20 protein-coding genes and 1 tRNA gene are annotated in these 17,926 nt (G+C 66.8%); 10 read left to right on the top strand and 11 right to left on the bottom strand.

Annotated features, from left to right (window positions below; genetic code table 11):
* The first annotated feature begins 3 nt into the window (after window positions 1-3).
* The 5 genes from cysT to U1703_RS05335 all read left to right on the top strand — a co-directional run bounded on the left by cysT (window position 4) and on the right by U1703_RS05335 (window position 4,427).
* Window positions 4-834 carry a sulfate ABC transporter permease subunit CysT gene (cysT, locus tag U1703_RS05315; RefSeq protein WP_332784876.1) on the top strand — a complete coding sequence of 277 codons (831 nt, stop codon included), beginning with the start codon at window positions 4-6 and terminating at the stop codon, window positions 832-834.
* On the top strand, window positions 831-1,676 hold the full coding sequence (cysW, locus tag U1703_RS05320) for a sulfate ABC transporter permease subunit CysW (RefSeq protein ID WP_332784877.1): 846 nt from the start codon (window positions 831-833) through the stop codon (window positions 1,674-1,676). Before cysT ends, cysW begins: the two co-directional genes overlap by 4 nt.
* On the top strand, window positions 1,673-2,707 hold the full coding sequence (locus U1703_RS05325) for a sulfate/molybdate ABC transporter ATP-binding protein (protein WP_332784878.1): 1,035 nt from the start codon (window positions 1,673-1,675) through the stop codon (window positions 2,705-2,707). Before cysW ends, U1703_RS05325 begins: the two co-directional genes overlap by 4 nt.
* A gap of 104 nt (window positions 2,708-2,811) precedes the next feature.
* Window positions 2,812-4,239 carry a phospholipase D-like domain-containing protein gene (locus tag U1703_RS05330; RefSeq protein ID WP_332784879.1) on the top strand — a complete coding sequence of 476 codons (1,428 nt, stop codon included), beginning with the start codon at window positions 2,812-2,814 and terminating at the stop codon, window positions 4,237-4,239.
* Window positions 4,239-4,427 carry a DUF4169 family protein gene (locus U1703_RS05335; RefSeq protein WP_332784880.1) on the top strand — a complete coding sequence of 63 codons (189 nt, stop codon included), beginning with the start codon at window positions 4,239-4,241 and terminating at the stop codon, window positions 4,425-4,427. The genes U1703_RS05330 and U1703_RS05335 overlap by 1 nt, the downstream gene beginning before the upstream one ends.
* Window positions 4,428-4,443: 16 nt before the next feature.
* Here U1703_RS05335 and U1703_RS05340 read toward each other — a convergent pair whose 3' ends face one another.
* The 8 genes from U1703_RS05340 to U1703_RS05375 form a co-directional block, all read right to left on the bottom strand.
* Window positions 4,444-5,115 carry a spermidine synthase gene (locus tag U1703_RS05340; protein ID WP_332784881.1) on the bottom strand — a complete coding sequence of 224 codons (672 nt, stop codon included), beginning with the start codon at window positions 5,113-5,115 and terminating at the stop codon, window positions 4,444-4,446.
* Window positions 5,112-5,474 carry a DUF6481 family protein gene (locus tag U1703_RS05345; RefSeq protein ID WP_332784882.1) on the bottom strand — a complete coding sequence of 121 codons (363 nt, stop codon included), beginning with the start codon at window positions 5,472-5,474 and terminating at the stop codon, window positions 5,112-5,114. Before U1703_RS05345 ends, U1703_RS05340 begins: the two co-directional genes overlap by 4 nt.
* A 77-nt stretch (window positions 5,475-5,551) precedes the next feature.
* Window positions 5,552-5,627 (bottom strand) — tRNA-Lys (locus U1703_RS05350).
* A 115-nt stretch (window positions 5,628-5,742) separates the two neighbouring features.
* On the bottom strand, window positions 5,743-6,855 hold the full coding sequence (gene rodA / locus U1703_RS05355) for a rod shape-determining protein RodA (protein WP_320452294.1): 1,113 nt from the start codon (window positions 6,853-6,855) through the stop codon (window positions 5,743-5,745).
* The gene (mrdA, locus tag U1703_RS05360; RefSeq protein WP_320452295.1) at window positions 6,852-8,930 is read right to left on the bottom strand and encodes a penicillin-binding protein 2; all 2,079 of its coding nucleotides are present in this window, start codon (window positions 8,928-8,930) and stop codon (window positions 6,852-6,854) included. Before mrdA ends, rodA begins: the two co-directional genes overlap by 4 nt.
* A gap of 2 nt (window positions 8,931-8,932) precedes the next feature.
* Entirely contained in the window at window positions 8,933-9,457 is a 525-nt protein-coding gene (gene mreD, locus U1703_RS05365; RefSeq protein ID WP_320452296.1) for a rod shape-determining protein MreD, read from the bottom strand.
* A complete protein-coding gene (locus tag U1703_RS05370) occupies window positions 9,454-10,254 on the bottom strand; it encodes a rod shape-determining protein MreC (RefSeq protein WP_332784931.1) in 801 nt (266 codons plus the stop codon). The genes mreD and U1703_RS05370 overlap by 4 nt, the downstream gene beginning before the upstream one ends.
* Window positions 10,255-10,347: 93 nt before the next feature.
* Window positions 10,348-11,388: a rod shape-determining protein gene (locus U1703_RS05375; RefSeq protein WP_306999903.1), complete on the bottom strand. Its 1,041-nt coding sequence runs from the start codon at window positions 11,386-11,388 to the stop codon at window positions 10,348-10,350.
* Between the two features lie 134 nt (window positions 11,389-11,522).
* Here U1703_RS05375 and mutL point away from each other — a divergent pair, with 134 nt between their 5' ends.
* A complete protein-coding gene (gene mutL, locus U1703_RS05380) occupies window positions 11,523-13,310 on the top strand; it encodes a DNA mismatch repair endonuclease MutL (RefSeq protein WP_332784883.1) in 1,788 nt (595 codons plus the stop codon).
* A 164-nt stretch (window positions 13,311-13,474) separates the two neighbouring features.
* On the top strand, window positions 13,475-13,816 hold the full coding sequence (locus U1703_RS05385; protein WP_332784884.1) for a hypothetical protein: 342 nt from the start codon (window positions 13,475-13,477) through the stop codon (window positions 13,814-13,816).
* 382 nt (window positions 13,817-14,198) lie between these two features.
* Here the strand turns inward: U1703_RS05385 and rplI are convergent, their stop codons facing one another.
* From rplI to rpsF, 3 genes are read right to left on the bottom strand one after another with little or no spacing between them, the layout of a single operon-like run.
* On the bottom strand, window positions 14,199-14,792 hold the full coding sequence (gene rplI / locus U1703_RS05390) for a 50S ribosomal protein L9 (protein ID WP_320452301.1): 594 nt from the start codon (window positions 14,790-14,792) through the stop codon (window positions 14,199-14,201).
* A 12-nt stretch (window positions 14,793-14,804) separates the two neighbouring features.
* Window positions 14,805-15,029, bottom strand: coding sequence for a 30S ribosomal protein S18 (gene rpsR, locus U1703_RS05395; protein WP_007403456.1), 225 nt, complete (start codon window positions 15,027-15,029; stop codon window positions 14,805-14,807).
* Window positions 15,029-15,439 carry a 30S ribosomal protein S6 gene (rpsF, locus tag U1703_RS05400; protein ID WP_037567458.1) on the bottom strand — a complete coding sequence of 137 codons (411 nt, stop codon included), beginning with the start codon at window positions 15,437-15,439 and terminating at the stop codon, window positions 15,029-15,031. Before rpsF ends, rpsR begins: the two co-directional genes overlap by 1 nt.
* Window positions 15,440-15,693: 254 nt before the next feature.
* Between rpsF and fabD the strand changes: the two genes are divergently transcribed.
* The 3 genes from fabD to fabG are packed head-to-tail and all read left to right on the top strand — an operon-like array spanning window position 15,694 to window position 17,853.
* Window positions 15,694-16,653, top strand: a complete 960-nt coding sequence (fabD, locus tag U1703_RS05405) for an ACP S-malonyltransferase (protein ID WP_332784885.1) — start codon at window positions 15,694-15,696, stop codon at window positions 16,651-16,653.
* Window positions 16,654-16,681: 28 nt separating this feature from the next.
* The gene (locus U1703_RS05410) at window positions 16,682-17,110 is read left to right on the top strand and encodes a GxxExxY protein (RefSeq protein WP_332784886.1); all 429 of its coding nucleotides are present in this window, start codon (window positions 16,682-16,684) and stop codon (window positions 17,108-17,110) included.
* Window positions 17,111-17,112: 2 nt separating this feature from the next.
* Window positions 17,113-17,853, top strand: a complete 741-nt coding sequence (gene fabG / locus U1703_RS05415) for a 3-oxoacyl-[acyl-carrier-protein] reductase (protein ID WP_332784887.1) — start codon at window positions 17,113-17,115, stop codon at window positions 17,851-17,853.
* Window positions 17,854-17,926 lie beyond the last annotated feature (73 nt).

The following is a 17,926-nucleotide window of genomic DNA, read 5'->3' on the forward strand; positions in this document are numbered from 1 at the left end:
GGCATGAGGGTGGGAAAGCGCCGCTCGGCGCTGCCGGGCTTCGGCCTGACCATGGGCATGACCCTGTTCTGGCTGGGGCTGGTGGTTCTGGTCCCGCTGTCCGCGCTCGTCATCCGGGCGGCGGGTATGGGCTGGGAGGGCTTTGCCGAGGTCGGGCTGTCGCCGCGCGCGCTGGCAGCCTATCGGCTCAGCTTCGGTGCGGCGCTGGCGGCGGCGGCGGTCAATGCGGTGTTCGGGCTGCTGATCGCCTGGATTCTGGTCCGCTATGAGTTTCCGGGCAAGAAGTTGATCGACGCGGCGGTCGACCTGCCCTTCGCGCTGCCGACGGCGGTGGCGGGCATCGCGCTGGTGGCGCTGTATTCGGACAATGGCTGGGTCGGATCGCTGCTCGCGCCGCTGGGGATCAAGGTTGCCTATACGCCGCTGGGCGTTACGATTGCCCTGATTTTCATCGGGTTGCCGTTCATTGTTCGCTCGGTGCAGCCGGTTCTCGCTGATCTCGGCCGCGACGTGGAGGAAGCCGCCGCGACGCTGGGGGCGACCCGTGCGCAGACCTTTCGCCGGGTCATCCTGCCCGCCATTGCGCCTGCGCTGCTGACTGGCTTCGCGCTGGCCTTTGCGCGCGGGGTGGGGGAGTATGGCTCGATCATCTTCATCGCGGGCAACATGCCGTTCAAGTCGGAGATCGCGCCGCTGCTGATTATCACCCAGCTCGAACAGTTCGACTATGACGGGGCGACCGCCATTGCCTGCGTGATGCTGGTGCTGTCCTTCGCCATGCTGCTGTTCGTCAATCTGCTCCAGGCGTGGCGCGCCAAGCGGGGTACGCGATGAGCGGCTCCAACCCCACGACCCAGGAAAGTCCCTGGGCACGGCGTGCGTTGATCGGCGTCGGCTTCCTGTTTCTGGCGCTGTTCCTGTTCCTGCCGCTCGTCATGGTGTTCGCAGGTGGTCTTGCGAAGGGATGGCAAGTGTTTGTAGACGCGCTGGTCGACCCGGACGTGCTGGCCGCCATCCGCCTGACCCTGCTGGTCGCGGCGATCGCGGTGCCGGTCAACGCGGTGTTCGGGGTCGCCGCGTCCTGGGCGATCGCCAAGTTCGACTTTCGCGGAAAAAGTTTTCTCATCTCACTGATCGACCTGCCTTTTTCGGTGTCGCCGGTGGTGTCGGGGCTGATCTTCGTGCTGCTGTTCGGGGCGCAAGGGTGGCTGGGCCCGTGGCTGACCGCGCATGGCGTGCGGATCATCTTTGCAGTGCCGGGTATCGTGCTGGCGACCGTCTTCGTCACCTTCCCCTTCGTCGCGCGCGAGCTGATCCCGCTGATGGCCGAACAGGGCCGCGATGACGAGGAGGCGGCGCGTTCGCTGGGGGCGAGCGGTTGGCAGACCTTCTGGCATGTGACGTTGCCCAATATCCGCTGGGGTCTGCTCTACGGCGTATTGCTGTGCAATGCCCGTGCGATGGGCGAGTTCGGCGCGGTGTCGGTCGTATCGGGGCATATCCGCGGGCTCACCAACACCATGCCGCTCCATGTTGAGATCCTGTACAATGAATATGACTTTGTCGGCGCGTTCGCGGTGGCGTCCCTGCTCGCCTCGCTCGCGCTGGTGACTTTGGGAGTGAAGACCGTGCTGGAATGGCGTTTCGGCATCCACCGGGCGGGAGCCGCGCATTGAGCATCGTTGTCGAAAACATCTCCCGCCGGTTCGGGGGCTTCACCGCGCTGGACCGAGTAACGCTCGAAACCCAGCCCGGCGAGTTCCTGGCGCTGCTGGGCCCGTCGGGCTCGGGCAAGACGACGCTGCTGCGGACCATCGCCGGGCTCGATTTCGCGGACGAGGGGCATGTGCTGTTCGACGGACAGGACATGACCGGTACGCCCGCCGCCGAGCGGCGGATCGGCTTCGTGTTTCAGAACTACGCGCTGTTCCGCCACATGACGGTCGCCGACAATATCGCCTTCGGCCTGACGGTGCGCAAACGGCGCGACCGGCCGGGCAAGGCGGCGATCGCTGCGAAGGTCGCCGAGTTGCTGGAGCTGATCCAGCTGCCGCAACTGGGAGATCGTTATCCGGCGCAACTGTCGGGTGGTCAGCGCCAGCGGGTCGCGCTCGCCCGTGCCCTCGCCATCGAACCGCGCCTGCTGCTGCTCGACGAGCCGTTCGGCGCGCTCGACGCGCAGGTGCGCAAGGACCTGCGCGGCTGGTTGCGGCGGATCCATGACGAAACCGGTTTGACCTCGATCTTCGTGACCCACGATCAGGAAGAGGCGCTGGAGATCGCCGACCGCATCGTGGTGATGCGCGGCGGCGTGATCGAGCAGATCGGCACTCCCGCCGAAGTGCAGGGTGCCCCCGCCACCGCTTTCGTCTCGTCCTTCATCGGCGAGACCAACCGCCTGCCCGTCACCCGGCGTGACGGAGCGGCGGTGATCGGTGCAGGGCTGGCCACGGTGGCGGACGCGCAACGGGGGCAGGGGACAGGGGAAATCCATATCCGCCCGCACGATGTCGAGCTGGCCGAACCGGGCAACGCCGATGCGCTGGCGATCACCGTGCTGGCCAGCCGTCCGATCGGACGCTCGCGCCGGATTACCGCCCAGGTGGCGGGCGTAGCCGAGCCGCTGACCTTCGACCTGCCCGTCGCGATCGAGGCTGCACCCGGCCAGGCTTTGTCGATCCGCCCCGTTTCCTATCGCATCTTCTGACCCGTCTTTGTGTTCTGATCTCCTGACGATTTGCGCACGGCAATGTTTCGCCATTTGCCAGCGCGAAATCGGCGGGGCATGACGCGCCCGCTAACGGGGAGATCATGGTGAAGGTCGGACAGGAATGCTGGCGGATCGAGCAGGCCGATCGGATGTCGGTCATCGTCGATGCGGATACCTATTTCCGCCTGGCTCGGCGGGCGATGCTGAATGCGCGCCGCCAGATACTGATGATCGGCTGGGATTTCGATGCCCGGATCGAGCTGGACCATGATGAAGCGCCGGGCGAATCGCTGGGCGACTTCATCTATTCGCTCGTTCAGCGGCAGCCGGACCTCGAGATTTTCCTGCTGCGCTGGGATACGGGAGCGATCAAGTCGCTGTTCCGGGGCAAGACCTTCTTCACCGTCATGAAATGGATGGCGCACAAGCGTATCCATACCAAGCTGGACGGTCATCACCCGATCGCCGCCTCGCACCATCAGAAGATCGTCATCATCGACGACCAGCTGGCCTTTTGCGGCGGCATCGACATGACCAGCGACCGCTGGGACACGCGCGAGCATCGCGACAATGATCCCGGCCGCAAGCGTCCCGGCGGCCAGCCCTACAAACCCTGGCACGACGCGATCAGCGCCGTCGAGGGGCCGGTGACCCATGCCCTGGGCGAGCTGTTCCGTGAACGCTGGCACGCCGCCGGGGGCAAGCCCATGGGTCCGGCCGTGCCGGGCCCCAGTTGCTGGCCCGAGGGGCTGGAGCCCGATTTCACCAACCAGCCGGTGGCCATCGCCCGGACCATGCCCGAGATGGTCGACCAGGCCCCGGTGCACGAAAACGAGGCGCTGTTCCTCGCCCAGATCGCGCGTGCCGAACGGTACGTCTACATCGAGAGCCAGTATTTCGCCTCGCGCCGGGTCGCAGAGGCGATCGCCAAGCGACTGGGCGAAGAGAACGGGCCCGAGTTCGTCATCGTCAATCCGCTGACCGCGCAGGGCTGGCTGGAGCCGATCGCGATGGACACGGCCCGTGCGCGGCTGGTCGAGGCGCTGCGGCGGCGCGACGTCCGTGGGCGGCTGAGGCTCTATCACCCATTCACCGCCGGGGGCGAGGCGATCTACTGCCATGCCAAGATCCTGATCTCCGACGATCAGGTGTTTCGTCTGGGCTCGTCCAACCTGAACAATCGTTCGATGCGGCTGGACACCGAGTGCGACCTGGCGATCGAGGTCGAGGCGGAGAGCCCGGCGGGACAGCGAATCGCGGCGATCCGCGACGACCTGCTTGCCGAGCATCTGGGCGTGCCGCCGACCACCGTGACCGAGACGGTGGCCCGGACCGGCTCGCTGATCGCGGCCGTCGAGACGCTGCGTGGCGGCAAGGGGCGAAGCCTGCGCCCTTACGAGACGCCGGACCTGTCGAGCGTCGAGGAATGGCTGGCCGACAATGAAGTGCTCGACCCGGAAGGCCCGGACGAGATGTTCGAGGCGCTGAGCCTGCGCAAGGGGCTGTTCCGGCGGTTACGGCGGCACTGATGGGCGACGTCGTCAACTTCCGTCAGGCGCGTAAGGGTCTCGCCCGCAAGGCCGCCGAGCAACAGGCGACGGAAAACCGCGCGCGTTTCGGCCGGACGAAGGGCGAGAAGCTGCGGGATGCGGCCGAGCAGGCGAGGGTTCGGAGGGAATTGGACGGCGCGAAGCGGGATGAAATTCCTCCCCAGTAAGGGGAGGAATGGTTTTTCAGCGCGGCGTCGCGAACCAGATGGTGTGCGTCGCGCCCTTGCCGTTTTCACGCGCGCGGACCTTCACTTCGTCGACCAGGAAGCCCGCCCGCGACAGCCGCCGGGTAAAGACGGGATCGGGCGCGGCCGACCAGATGGCCAGTACACCGCCGGCGCGCAGCGCGACGCGCGCCTCGTCCAGGCCACGGTTCGAATACAGCCCGTTATTGGCCGGGCGGGTCAGCCCGTCGGGGCCGTTGTCGACATCGAGCAGGATCGCGTCATATTGCCCGCGTCCCGCATAGATCGCATTGCCGACATCGCCCATGGCCAGGGTCACACGGGGGTCGTCGAGACACCCGGCGGTCAGCTCGGCCATGGGCCCGCGCGCCCATTCGATGATGCCGGGAACCAGCTCGGCCACCGTCACCCGCGCCTCTCGGCCCAGACGCGCGAGCACCGCACGCAGCGTGAAGCCCATGCCATAGCCGCCGATCAGCAGATGGGGAGCGGATCGCCCCCCCAGCCGGTCGCAGGTCATCGTGCCGAGCGCCACTTCCGAGCCGCTCATCCGCGTGCTCATCAGCTCGTTGCGGTCGAGCACGATCATGAAGTCCCGGCCCCGGCGGAACAGCCGCAGGGGCTCGCCACCGGGCACGTCGGCAACGCCCAGCAGCTCGCGCGGGGTCATTTGCCCTGGCGCGCCTTGCGAGCGGCGTAGCGGGCGTCGCGGGCGGCCTTCAGCTCGGCGGCGGTCGGCACCACCGGCGGGCGCGCAGCGACGGCAGCGGCCTCGGCCGCGGCGTCCGCCTCGGCCTGGGCTGCGGCGCGGGCTTCCTCGCGGGCGGCCTTTTCCTGCTCGATCGCGGCCTTGTGCGCAGCGCGGCGCTCGGCCTCTGCGGCCTCCTTGGCTTCGCGCGCGGCGATGCGCGCGGCCACGACCTCGGGGTCGGGGGCTGCCTTGTTACGCAGCTTCTCGAGCGCCGCCGCCTTGGCATCACGCGACGCTGCCGCACGATCTGCGAAACCGGGAACCTTATATCCTGCCATCAATCTTCATCCCGCTGGAGGGCCAGACAGGCCCAATGCACAACGGCCCCGCATCGCTGCAGGGCCGTTGGAGAAACTGGTGGACGCACTTGGGCTCGAACCAAGGACCCGCTGATTAAGAGTCAGCTGCTCTACCAACTGAGCTATGCGTCCGTTCGTCACGCTCGTCAGGCCGTCCGGCGGCCCGCCTCGTGATCGGGAGGCGCGCCTTTAGCACCGCTGTCGCACTTTGCAAATGCTTTTTGGCGTTTTCCCGCGATTTTTGGTCTCACCAGCGGGTCGAGCGGCGATTTTCCCGGTCGATCGCCATCAAGATGCCAAGGCACAACAGCACCGTCATTTGCGACGACCCGCCATAGCTGACCAGCGGCAGGGGGATGCCGACGACGGGCGCCAGGCCCATGACCATCATCAGGTTGACCATGACATAGATGAAGATGGTGGTCGACAGCCCGGCCGCCGTCAGCCGGGCAAAGCGCGTCGGCGCGGCCTGCGCGACGTTCAGCCCCCAGCGGATGACCAGCAGGAAGGCCAGGATCAACAGGCATCCGCCGACCAGTCCCCATTCCTCGGCCATGGTGGCGAAGACGAAGTCGGTATGACCCTCTGGCAGATAGTCGAGATGGCTCTGGGTGCCGTTCAGGAAACCCTTGCCGAATATGCCGCCAGATCCGATCGCGATCTTGGACTGGCTGATATGATAGCCGGTGCCCAGCGGATCGCTTTCCGGGTCCATGAAGATCAGGACGCGATTCCGCTGATAGTCGTGCAGCAGGAAGTTCACCGCCAACGGGGCCGCGACTGCCATCGCCATCGCACCGCCGATGAACAGCCGCAGTGGCACTCCGGCGAGGAACATGACGGTTGCGCCGCCCGCGCAGATCATCAGCGCAGTGCCGAGATCGGGCTGCTTCATGACAAGCGCGGCGGGCACCGCGATCATTGCGGCGACCGGCCATATCCCCGAGAAGCGCCGCGTCTCGCCCGGCGGCATCAACTCGTAGAAGCGGGCGGCGCCCAGCACGATGAACAGCTTCATCAGCTCGGACGGCTGGAGCCGAATGAAGCCGACATCCAGCCATCGCTGGCTGCCCCCGCGCACGGCACCAAGCAGCTCGACCAGCACCAGCAGGACGACGAGGATCAGATAGCCCGGCATGGCGATCCGTCGCCACATGTCGAGCGGCAGGCGCGACAGCACCAGCGAGCCCGCCAGCAGGACGAAGAAACGAACCCCCTGCGGTTTGGCCCAGGGGGTCAGCGAGCCACCGGCGGCGGAATAGAGGACGACCAGCCCGAAGCAACCGATCGCGGTGACCAGCAGGATCACACGCCAGGGAAGCTGGGCGATGGGTTCGGGAATGATGCGGGGGCCGCTCATGGATTGGGGTCGCTCGTGTCTTCGCCCGGATCGGTTTCGCGGGTGGCCATGGCCTCGGCCTGGGCGTCGGACATGTTGGTCGCGGCCGATACGGCGGGCGAGTCCGTCACCTCGCCGGCATCGGTCTTCGTCGCGGCGGAGGCGGGCTTGGGCGAATGGGCGGCGCGGTAGGCGGCCTCGTCGGCGCGCATCCGGGTGGCGATGTCGCCGCCCCAGGTCGGTTCCCCTTCCGCCAGCGACGCCAGCGCGCGGTCGCGGTCGAACAGATAGGTCATGATGTCGCGCCCGATCAGCGGCGCGTCGAGATTGCGCACGGTATGGCCGTTATGTTCGAGGACGACGGAGATGGCGTAACGCGGATTGTCGGCGGGCGCGAAGCCCACGAACAGCGCGTGGTCGCGCAGCTTGAAGGGCAACTGTCCGTTCTTGAGCACGCCGGTGCTGCGCCGCTCGGCCATGGTGATGCGGCGAACCTGTGCGGTGCCGGTCTTGGCCGCCAGGCTGACGCCGGGGACGAGCATTCGCGCCGCGCCGCCGGTGCCCCCCTGGTTGACCACGCCGAACATCGCGTCGCGCACCACCGCCAGATGCTCGGAGGCGACAGGCAGGGCGGGGGCGTCGAGATGAACCTGATGCGCCAGCAGGCTTGGTTGGAGATGCCGCCCCGAGGCCAGTCGCGCCGCCATCACCGCCAGCTGAAGCGGATTGGCCAGCACGTAACCCTGTCCGATCGAGGCGTTCAGTCCGTCCGCCACGGTCCATTTCGTCTTGTATTTCTTCAGCTTCCACGCCGCATCGGGCACGGTGCCGTAACGCTGCGTGCTGAGCGGCAGGTCGAATTTCTGGCCCAGCCCGACCATCCGCGCGATCGGCGCGATCCGGTCATAGCCCATGCGACGGATCATCTCGTAGAAATAGATATCGCAGCTCTGCTCGATCGCGCCCTTCAGGTTCAGCGCGCCGTGGCCGCCGCGCTTGTGGCAGTGGAAGACGCCGGTGCCGACCCGCATCGCCCCGGTGCAGACCACGCGGTCGTTCGCGCCGACCCCGGCCTCCAGCAGCGCCAGGCCGTTCATCGGCTTGACCGTCGAGCCCGGCGGATACAGCCCCTGCGTCACCTTGTTCATCAAGGGCACATGGTCGTTGTCCGACAGCATCGCCCATTCCAGATGGCTGATCCCGTCCGAAAAGCTGTTCGGATCGTAAGCGGGCATCGACACCATCGCCAGCGTCTCGCCGGTACGACAGTCGAGCACGACCGCCGAGCCCGAATTGGTGCCCAGCCGCCGCGCGGCATATTCCTGAAGCCCGGCATCGATGGTCAGGCGGATATTCCTGCCGGGCACGTCGGGGCGGGTGGCGAGTTCGGCCACCACCTTGCCACGCGCCGTCACCTCGACCCGCTTCGCGCCGGGTTTGCCGCGCAAGTACGGCTCGAGCATCTTTTCCAGCCCGTCCTTGCCCAGCTTGAAGCCCGGGGTGACGAGCAACTGGTCGTGCGTCGCCTTGAACTGTTCGGCGGTCGGCGTGCCGACATAGCCGGTCAGGTGCGCGACCGCGGGCCCGGCGGGGTAGAAACGGGCAAAGCCGCGCGTCGGCTGAACGCCGGGCAGCTCGGGCAGGCGGACGCTGACCGCCGCGAAGCGTTCCCAGTCCAGCCGCTCGGCCACCTGCACCGGCTGGAACCCGGCGGCACGGTCGAGGTCGAGGCGGATCCGCTCCATCGCCTCGTCATCCAGCTTCAGGATCTGGCGCAGCAGGGCCAGGACGCGGTCGCGGTCATTCTCGTCCAGCCGGTCGGGGATGATGTCGACGCGGAAGTCGGTGCGATTGTTGGCGATCGGGATACCGTGCCGGTCGATCAGCCAGCCGCGACGCGGCGGGATCATCGTCGTGTTGACGCGATTGCTCTCGGAGAGAAGATTATACTTCTCGTTCTGCGCGATCGACAGCCACGCCATCCGCCCCGCCAGCAACAGGCCGACGCCCGCCTGCGCGGTGCCCAGCACGAAGGCACGCCGGGAAAAGCTATAGGCCTGTGCGGCCTCGGTCATGATCCGCCCCTGGCGTTCCATGCTCAGGCCCCTACCTCATTCCGGCCGCGTTTGCGATCGATCCAGGCCACCAGTCGGGTGGCGACCGGAAACAGCAGGATGGTGATCCCGATCTGGATCACCAAGGGCACGTCGACCTGCGCACCGACGGGCACCGCCAGGAACCGCCCCGCGATCAGGCAGAAGGCGATGGAGCCGCTGGCGATCAGCCAGTCCTGCCAGAAATCGCGAAAGACCAGCCGATGCTCGAACAGGTCGATGGCGAGCGAGGTGACCGACCAGAGCAGCACCGCAGAGCCGAGCGGCTGTCCCGACACCAGATCGTCGAACAACCCCAGTGGCGCGGCGGCCCATAGCCGAAGCGCGAAGCGCGCGACCAGTCGCCAGGCGAGCAGCATCAACAGACCCATGGGCGGCTGCAACGGCACGATCGCCACGACCGGCACGATGGCGCAGAGCGATCCGGCCATCACGGTCAGCCATGGCAGCGCGCGGGCGCGTGCGGGAGGCAGTCCGGGGTCGAAGGGGTTGATGGTATCGAGGGTCACGGCCGGGGTGCCGGCGCAGATGGCGGCATCGGCATGAAGGCCCGCTGAACGATGGCGAAATCCAGCGTGTCGGGGTGAACGAAGGGCAGGGCGATCGCCACGTCGCCGCCGTCGCTCTTGATACGCGCGACGGGGATGTTGGGCGCATAAAGCCCGCCGGTGCCCGAGGTGACGAACAGGTCGCCCTTGGCCAGTCGGACATTGGTGGTGACCGACCGGACGTCGAGGGTCCCGTCGCCGCGCCCGACGACGATTGCGGGCAGGCCGTCGCGGGTGCGGCGGACGGGCACGATGCTCTCGGGATCGGTCAGCAGCAGGACGCGCGCCGCCGCAGGGCCCGCCTCGGTCACGCGGCCGATCAGCCCCTCGGGCCCGCGCACCGCCATGCCGGGGGTCACGTCCTGCCAGCGGCCCGCGTTCAGCAGCGCGAAGCGACGCCCGCTCGATCCGGTCGAACTGACCAGCCGGGCCGTCGTCACCGTATCCGGCGTACGATCGCGCACCGCCAGCAGACGGCGCAGGCGCCGATTGTCATAGGCGATGGTCCGCGCGGTCAGCAGGACCTTGCGTGACTGGGCCAGTTCGGCGCGCAGCCGTTCATTCTCGGAATGGACGAAGAAATAATGGCCGATCGTATCGGGCACGCCGCTGACCGCATCGCCGATCGCCACCAGGGCGCCGGAGACCGGGGCGGTCACGCTGCCCAGCGTCATGCGCAATGTGCCGAAGGCGGGCGGGTTGAAGGTCGATGCCACGAGCAGCACCGCACCCACCACCGCACCCGCCACCGCGAGCACATAGGTCAAGAAAGCTCCATATTGCCGCCGTCGCGAAAAACCGGTGCGACGGTCGCGGGCGGGCGCCATGCGCCGGTCCCCTTATGCTGGAGGTTAGCCGTTCAGCAGGACGCCGCGATACATCGGGTCTTCCAGCGCGCGGCCGGTGCCCAGGGCGACGCAGGTCAGCGGGTCCTCCGCGACCGTCACCGGCAGGCCGGTTTCGTCGCGCAGCACCTCGTCGAGCCCTTCGAGCAGCGCGCCGCCGCCGGTCAGGACGATGCCCTGGTCGACGATGTCGGCGGCCAGTTCGGGCGCGGTGTTCTCCAGGGCGACACGAACGCCCTCGACGATGGTCGCCACCGGCTCCGACAGCGCCTCGGCGATCTGGCCCTGGTTGATCGAGATTTCCTTGGGCACCCCGTTGACGAGGTCGCGGCCCTTGATCTGGATGGTCACGCCGATGCCGTCCGCGGGGGGACGCGCAATGCCGACTTCCTGCTTGATCCGCTCGGCGGTGGCTTCGCCGATCAGCAGGTTATGGTTGCGGCGAACATAGGAGACGATCGACTCGTCCATCTTGTCGCCGCCGACACGCACCGAGGTGGTGTAGGCCAGGCCACGCAAGCTCAGCACCGCGACTTCGGTCGTGCCGCCGCCGATGTCAACGACCATCGAGCCGATCGGCTCGGTCACGGGCATGTCGGCGCCGATCGCGGCGGCCATCGGCTCCTCGATCAGGAAAACCTGGCTCGCGCCCGCGTTCGAGGCGGCGTCGCGGATAGCGCGGCGCTCGACCTTGGTCGAACCCGACGGCACGCAGATCACGATCTCGGGCCAGCGTGCGAACTTGCGGGGGCCGTGCACCTTCAGGATGAAGTGCTTGATCATCTGCTCGGCCACGTCGATGTCCGCGATCACGCCGTCGCGAAGCGGGCGGATCGCCTCGATATTGCCGGGGGTCTTGCCCATCATCAGCTTGGCGTCGTCACCGACCGCCTTCACCCGCTTGATGCCGTTGATCGTCTCGACCGCGACGACGGACGGTTCGTTCAGCACGATGCCGCGTCCGCGGACATAGACCACGGTGTTCGCGGTGCCGAGGTCGATCGCCATGTCTTGCGACATGAATTTCAAGAAGCGAGGGAGGGGCATCGAAGCTTTCGTTCCGTCTATGGACCGGGTGGGCGTGGACTCATATCCCGAACCGCCGCCAAGAGCCGTCACAGGCACCTGCACCGTCATTTGCGGGGTCGCGGGATGCCGTCGCTTGGGCTAGGGTTTGCCGCATGTCAATACGGCGTCTGCCTCCCCATCTCGTCAATCGTATCGCGGCCGGTGAAGTGGTGGAAAGGCCCGCCAGTGCGTTGAAGGAACTGGTCGAGAATTCGATCGACGCCGGGGCCACCCGGATCGCGGTGGCGATCGGGCAGGGCGGCATCGGCCGGATCGAGGTGGCCGATGACGGCTGCGGCATGACGGCCGACGACATGGCGCTCGCGCTGGAGCGGCACTGCACCTCCAAACTGCCGGACGAGGCGATCGAATCGGTCGTAACCCTCGGTTTTCGCGGCGAAGCTCTCCCCTCGATCGCCAGCGTCGCGCGGGTCACGATCGAAAGCCGCCCGGCGGGACGCGACGGCTGGAGCCGGGTGGTCGACAATGGCGAGGTGCTGCGCGACGGTCCCGCCGCCGTGCCGCCGGGCACCCGGATCATGGTCGAGGACCTGTTCGCGCGGGTGCCCGCGCGGCGGAAATTCCTGCGCTCGCCCCGGTCGGAATATGCGGCCTGTCTGGACATGGTGCGCCGCCTGGCCATGGCGCGGCCCGACATCGCTTTCACCCTGGAGCATGACGGACGTCGGGTGCTGACCGTGCCGGGCGGCGAGGAGCGACCGGGCCGAGTCGCGGGGCTGACCGATCGGGCGCTGGCGGACAATTCGGTGGCGATCGACTGGGTGCGCGACACGGTGTCGCTGGGCGGGGTGGCGGGGCTGCCCACCTTCAACCGGGGCATTGCCGACCATCAATATCTGTTCGTCAACGGGCGGCCGGTGCGCGACCGCCTGTTGATGGGGGCGATCCGCGGCGCTTATGCCGAGATGCTGCCGCGTGATCGTCATGCGGTCGTGGCGCTGTTCCTCGACATGCCGCCATCGGAAGTCGATGTGAACGTCCACCCGGCCAAGACCGAGGTGCGCTTCCGCGACCCCGCGCTGATCCGCGGCATGATCGTCTCCGGCCTGCGCCGCGCGCTCGACGAGGCGGGCCATCGCAGCGTACAGCGCCCGCCCGATGCCGCGCTGGCCATGTGGCAGGCGGAGCCCGTCGCGGCACCGCTGGCGGGGGTGTTCCCTGTCGATGACTGGAGCCATGTCGCACCCGAGGCGCGGGTGATGGAGCGCCAGTCGCTGTTCGCGCCGCGTCCCGGCTTTGCCGCCCCGCCGCCGCTCGCCCGCGCAGAAACCGCCTTCGCGCCCCCGCCCGAGGTCCGGCAATATCCGATGGGGGTCGCGCGCGGTCAGGTCGCCAAGACCTATATCGTCGCCGAGGCCGAGGACGGCCTAGTCCTGGTCGACCAACATGCCGCGCATGAGCGGCTGGTTCTGGAGCGGATGCGCGCCGCGCTGACCGGCGGGCGGATCGCGTCACAGGCGATGCTGATCCCCGAGGTCGTCGAACTGGACGAACCCGCCTGCGATCGTCTGGAGGCGCGGGCGGAGGAATTGGCCGAGTTCGGGCTCGACCTCGAGCGTTTCGGTCCGACCGCCATGCTGGTCCGCTCCACCCCCGCTTTGTTGGGGCAGAGCGATCCGAAGGGGCTGGTCGCCGACCTGGCCGACGAACTGGCGGCGTTCGACCAGGCGCTGTCCCTGCGCGAACGGCTGGATCATGTGGCGGCGACGATGGCGTGTCACGGCTCGGTCCGCGCAGGCCGTATCCTGTCGGTCGCCGAGATGAACGCGCTGCTCCGCGAAATGGAGGTTACGCCTCACTCGGGCCAGTGCAACCATGGCCGCCCGACCTGGGTGAAGTTGCAGCATGGCGATATTGAGAAACTGTTCGGGCGGAAGTGACCATGGTGGCGGACTGTCTATGTCCTTCGCTACCCAATTTTGTGCATATTCTCATGGGGGACCACAAGCGACGAGACGAGCGGTTTTCTGCCACGCTCGATATCGTGCGCGGAGCGGCTGTCGTGCCACTTGGCATTGGTTGAGCACGCTGGCACGATCATTCCATGCACATCATCATCGTTCGACGGCCAAGCGGCGAAGCACCTGAATGGGTCCGCGATGCCTGGATCGGGATGACACTGCCTCTACTCGTGCAAAAGCGTCGCAAATGGCGAGGCATCGGCGTTCTGTCGGGGCCTGCGCGCTACCTGCCGAAGCTATGGGCGGTGATCACGGGCAACAGCCTTCGGGTGGAAGGGTTCGTCGTTCGGGCGCCAGACGCCATCGAGCGGCTGGAGCATTACAACCCAGATGCGGCGCGGTGGTGGCGGACACATGCACCCCATATGATGCGCAGGCGGGCGGGCTTTATCTTCGATGCAGTCGCCTGCGAGGTGGTGTCCTGAGCATTTCCGGTTTGCTGTTCCGCGGCGGAATCGACCTGATTCAAGATAAGCCACCCCTTGTAGCGACGGTGAACCGAGCCCATAGAGCGATGAACTGAAAAACATTGCGTCGCCGCGTTCATCGTAACGAAACTTTTGCACTCGGCAGTGTATTTAACGGTCATTGGATAGGCTGGGGCAGTTCGACCATGAAACACATCATGCCGCTGATTTTCGCGTTGATCCCGCTGGCGGCCGTCGTCAGCGCCTGCGTCGCCTGTCCGTGAGCTAAGCGCACCCGCCACGGGTGCTTTCGGTTGCCGTCTCCCAAGGCGCAAAAAAGGGCCGCCCGGACATGCCGGACGGCCCTTTCTGTTTCGGCAGTAGGCCGAAGCGCTGGGGATTAGCCCTGCGCTTCTTCCTGCTCCGGCTGAGCTTCGGCGGTGGCGCCGGGCTCTGCGTTGGGATCATAGTCTTCGGTGAAGCCGGCTTCGTCACGCTCGAACATCGAGGCCATGACGTCGACGCCCTTCGCCTGCATTTCGGCTTCTTCCGGCGAGCGGGCGACGTTGACCTTGACGGTCACGGCCACTTCCGGGTGAAGCGCGACGCGCACGTCGTACAGGCCGATCGCCTTGATCGGACGGTCGAGCACGATCTGGCTCTTGTTGACCTTGTGGCCATCGGCGACCAGCGCATCGACCAGATCGCGAACCGCGACCGAGCCGTACAGCTGGCCGACGTTCGACGCCTGACGGATCAGGGTGACGGTGGCGTTCTCGAAAGTCTTCGATTCGACCTCGGCCTCGGCGCGACGGTTCGCGTTCTCGGCTTCGATGCGGGCGCGGTTGGCCTCGAACACCTTCTTGTTGGCTTCGTTGGCGCGCAGCGCCTTCTTGCGCGGCAGCAGGAAGTTACGGGCATAGCCGTCCTTCACGGAAACCACGTCGCCGATGGCACCGAGCTTCTCGACGCGCTCAAGCAGAATAACGTTCATCTGTAAGACCCCTTACTTCACGACGTAGGGCAGGAGGCCCAGATGACGCGCGCGCTTGATCGCCTGGGCGAGTTCGCGCTGCTTCTTGGCCGACACGCTGGTGATGCGCGAAGGCACGATCTTGCCGCGCTCGGACACGAAGCCCTGAAGCAGACGGACGTCCTTATAGTCGATCCGGGGTGCGTCCTTCGCGGAGAAGGGGCAGCTCTTGCGGCGACGGAAAAACGGGCGGGCCATTATGCGGCTTCCTCTTCACGATCACGACGGGGGCGGTCAGCGCGGTCGGGGCGTTCGCCACGATCGGCACGACGCTCGCGGTCGCGCTCCTGCTTGCGCATCATCACCGAGGGACCTTCTTCATGGCCGTCAACCTTGACGGTCATGTAGCGGATCACGTCTTCGTTGATCTGGGTCTGGCGCTCCAGCTCGGCGACGACACCGGCGGGGGCGTCGATTTCGAGCATGACGTAATGCGCCTTGCGGTTCTTGGCGATCTTGTACGCCAGCGAACGCAGGCCCCAGGTCTCGGTCTTCACGACCTTGCCCTGATTGTCCTCGACGATCTTCGTGGCGGCTTCCGCCAGCGCGTCCACCTGCGCCTGTGCCAGATCCTGGCGCGCAAGGAACACGTGCTCGTAAAGAGCCATGCAGCTTACCTTATGTTGGCCGATCGCTGACGCCCACCCCATGTGGTGCGCCCCTCCGGCTGTCTTCCATACTTCAATACCGTCACGCCAAAATGGCATGAGGGCGGGTGAAGCAGGTGCTTCCCGCCCAATGGTGCGCCGGCTCATAGCGGATTGCCGTCAAAAGGCAAGCGAGGAAGGTGCTCCCCTTGCCAGCGGCGGGCGACCTTTCTACCGCGCAGGCCATCCAATTACTGTTTGATGGCAGAACCGACATGCGTGCATTCATCTTTCCGGGCCAGGGCAGCCAGGCCGTCGGCATGGGCAAGGCGCTGGCCGAGGCGAGCCCCGTCGCCCGCGAGGTGTTCCAGGAGGTCGACGAGGCGCTGGGCCAGCACCTCTATCGCCTGATGGTGGAGGGTCCCGCCGACGAACTGACGCTGACCGAAAACGCGCAGCCCGCGATCATGGCGAACGCCATCGCGACCCTGCGGGTGCTGGAGAAGGAAGGCGGCGTGCGCCTGTCGGAGAAGGCAGACTTCGTCGCGGGCCACTCGCTGGGCGAATATACGGCGCTCTGTGCGGCCGACGCGATCGACCTGCCGACGACGGCGCGCCTGTTGAAGCTGCGCGGCCGGGCGATGCAGGCGGCGGTGCCGGTGGGGCAGGGCGCGATGGCCGCGCTGCTCGGTGCGGACCTCGAAAAGGCCAAGGCCATCGCAAGCGCGGCGGTCGATGCGATCCGGGCCGAGAGCGGCGAGGCATTGGTCTGCACGGTCGCCAACGACAACGACCCGTCGCAGGTCGTGATCTCGGGCCACCGTGCGGCGATCGAGAAGGCGGTGGCGCTGGCCAAGGACCTGGGCGCCAAGCGCGCGGTCCTGTTGCCGGTGTCGGCGCCCTTCCACTGCCCGCTGATGCAGCCGGCCGCCGACGCGATGGAGACCGCGCTGGCCGACGCGACGATCCGCGCCCCGCTGGTGCCGGTCTACGCCAATGTCGAGGCGGCGCCCGTCGCCGATCCCGACGCCATCCGCGCGCTGCTGGTGGCGCAGGTCACCGGCATGGTCCGCTGGCGCGAATCGGTGCTGGCGATGCAGGACGCGGGCGTGTCGAACTTCGTCGAGTTTGGCGGCAAGGTGCTCGGCCCAATGGTCAAGCGCATCGCGCCCGATTGCGAGGTGGTGAGCGTCGTGACGATGGATGATATCGAGGGGCTGCTGGCGAAGATTTGATTTCGCGCGGAGACGCGGAGGCGCGGAGATGCTGGACATAGACGAGATCAGCGGGGCCGTTCTCGACGTTGCGTTGCGGATGCATCGCGACCTAGGGCCAGGCCTGTTGGAAAGCGTCTATGAAACCGTGCTGGCGGGAAAGCTCATTCAGATGGGATTTACCGTGGCGCGTCAGCGTCCCGTCGATATTCATTTTGACGGCATGACGTTCGACGCCGCGTTCCGTATTGATCTTCTGGTGGACGAGCGACTGCTCGTGGAAATCAAATCGGTCGAGCGGCTAAGCGCCGCTCACGCCAAGCAGTTGCTGACCTATTTGAGGCTGACCGGCCAACCAGTTGGCCTGCTGATTAACTTTGGCGGCGCAACGCTGAGAGAGGGGGTTAGACGGATCGTCAATTCCCACACTCCCTCCGCGTCTCCGCGTCTCCGCGTGAACCAAAAAATCGGAGAATAAGCATGTTCGACCTGACAGGAATGACCGCCCTCGTGACCGGCGCATCGGGTGGCCTCGGCTCGGCGGTGGCGAAGGCGCTGGCGGCGCAGGGCGCCAAGTTGGCGCTGTCCGGCTCCAATATCGACAAGCTCGAGGCGTTTCGCGCCGAGCTGGGCGGCGACCACGTCTCGGTGCCGTGCAACCTGTCCGACGCCGCTGCGGTCGATGCGCTGATCCCCCAGGCCGTTCAGGCGCTGGGCGGCAAGCTCGACATCCTGGTCAACAATGCGGGCGTCACCCGCGACAACCTGACCATGCGGATGAAGGACGAGGAGTGGGACCAGGTCATCAGCATCAACCTGGAGGCGACCTTCCGCCTGATCCGCGCCGCCGCCAAGCCGATGATGAAGGCGCGTTTCGGCCGCATCATCTCGATCACCTCGATCGTCGGCACGACGGGCAATCCGGGCCAGGCCAACTATGCCGCGTCCAAGGCGGGCATCGTCGGCATGTCGAAGGCGGTCGCGCAGGAACTGGCCAGCCGCAACGTCACGGTCAACTGCGTCGCGCCCGGCTTCATGCGCTCGGCGATGACCGACGTCCTGCCCGAGGCGCAGAAGGCCGCGCTGCTGGGCAAGATCCCGGCGGGCGACCTGGGCAAGGGCGAGGATATCGGCGCCGCCGTCGTCTATCTGGCGTCGAAGGAAGCCGGTTACGTCACCGGCCAGACGCTGCACGTCAATGGCGGCATGGCGATGCTCTGAGGCCCGAAAAGGGCACGAATGATCCGATGGCAGACCAAGTCCGTCGCTGGACGGGCTTGCAAGACATGGATGC

It is taken from the genome of Sphingomonas flavida (genome assembly GCF_036663655.1).
In the GTDB taxonomy this organism is placed as follows: domain Bacteria; phylum Pseudomonadota; class Alphaproteobacteria; order Sphingomonadales; family Sphingomonadaceae; genus Sphingomonas.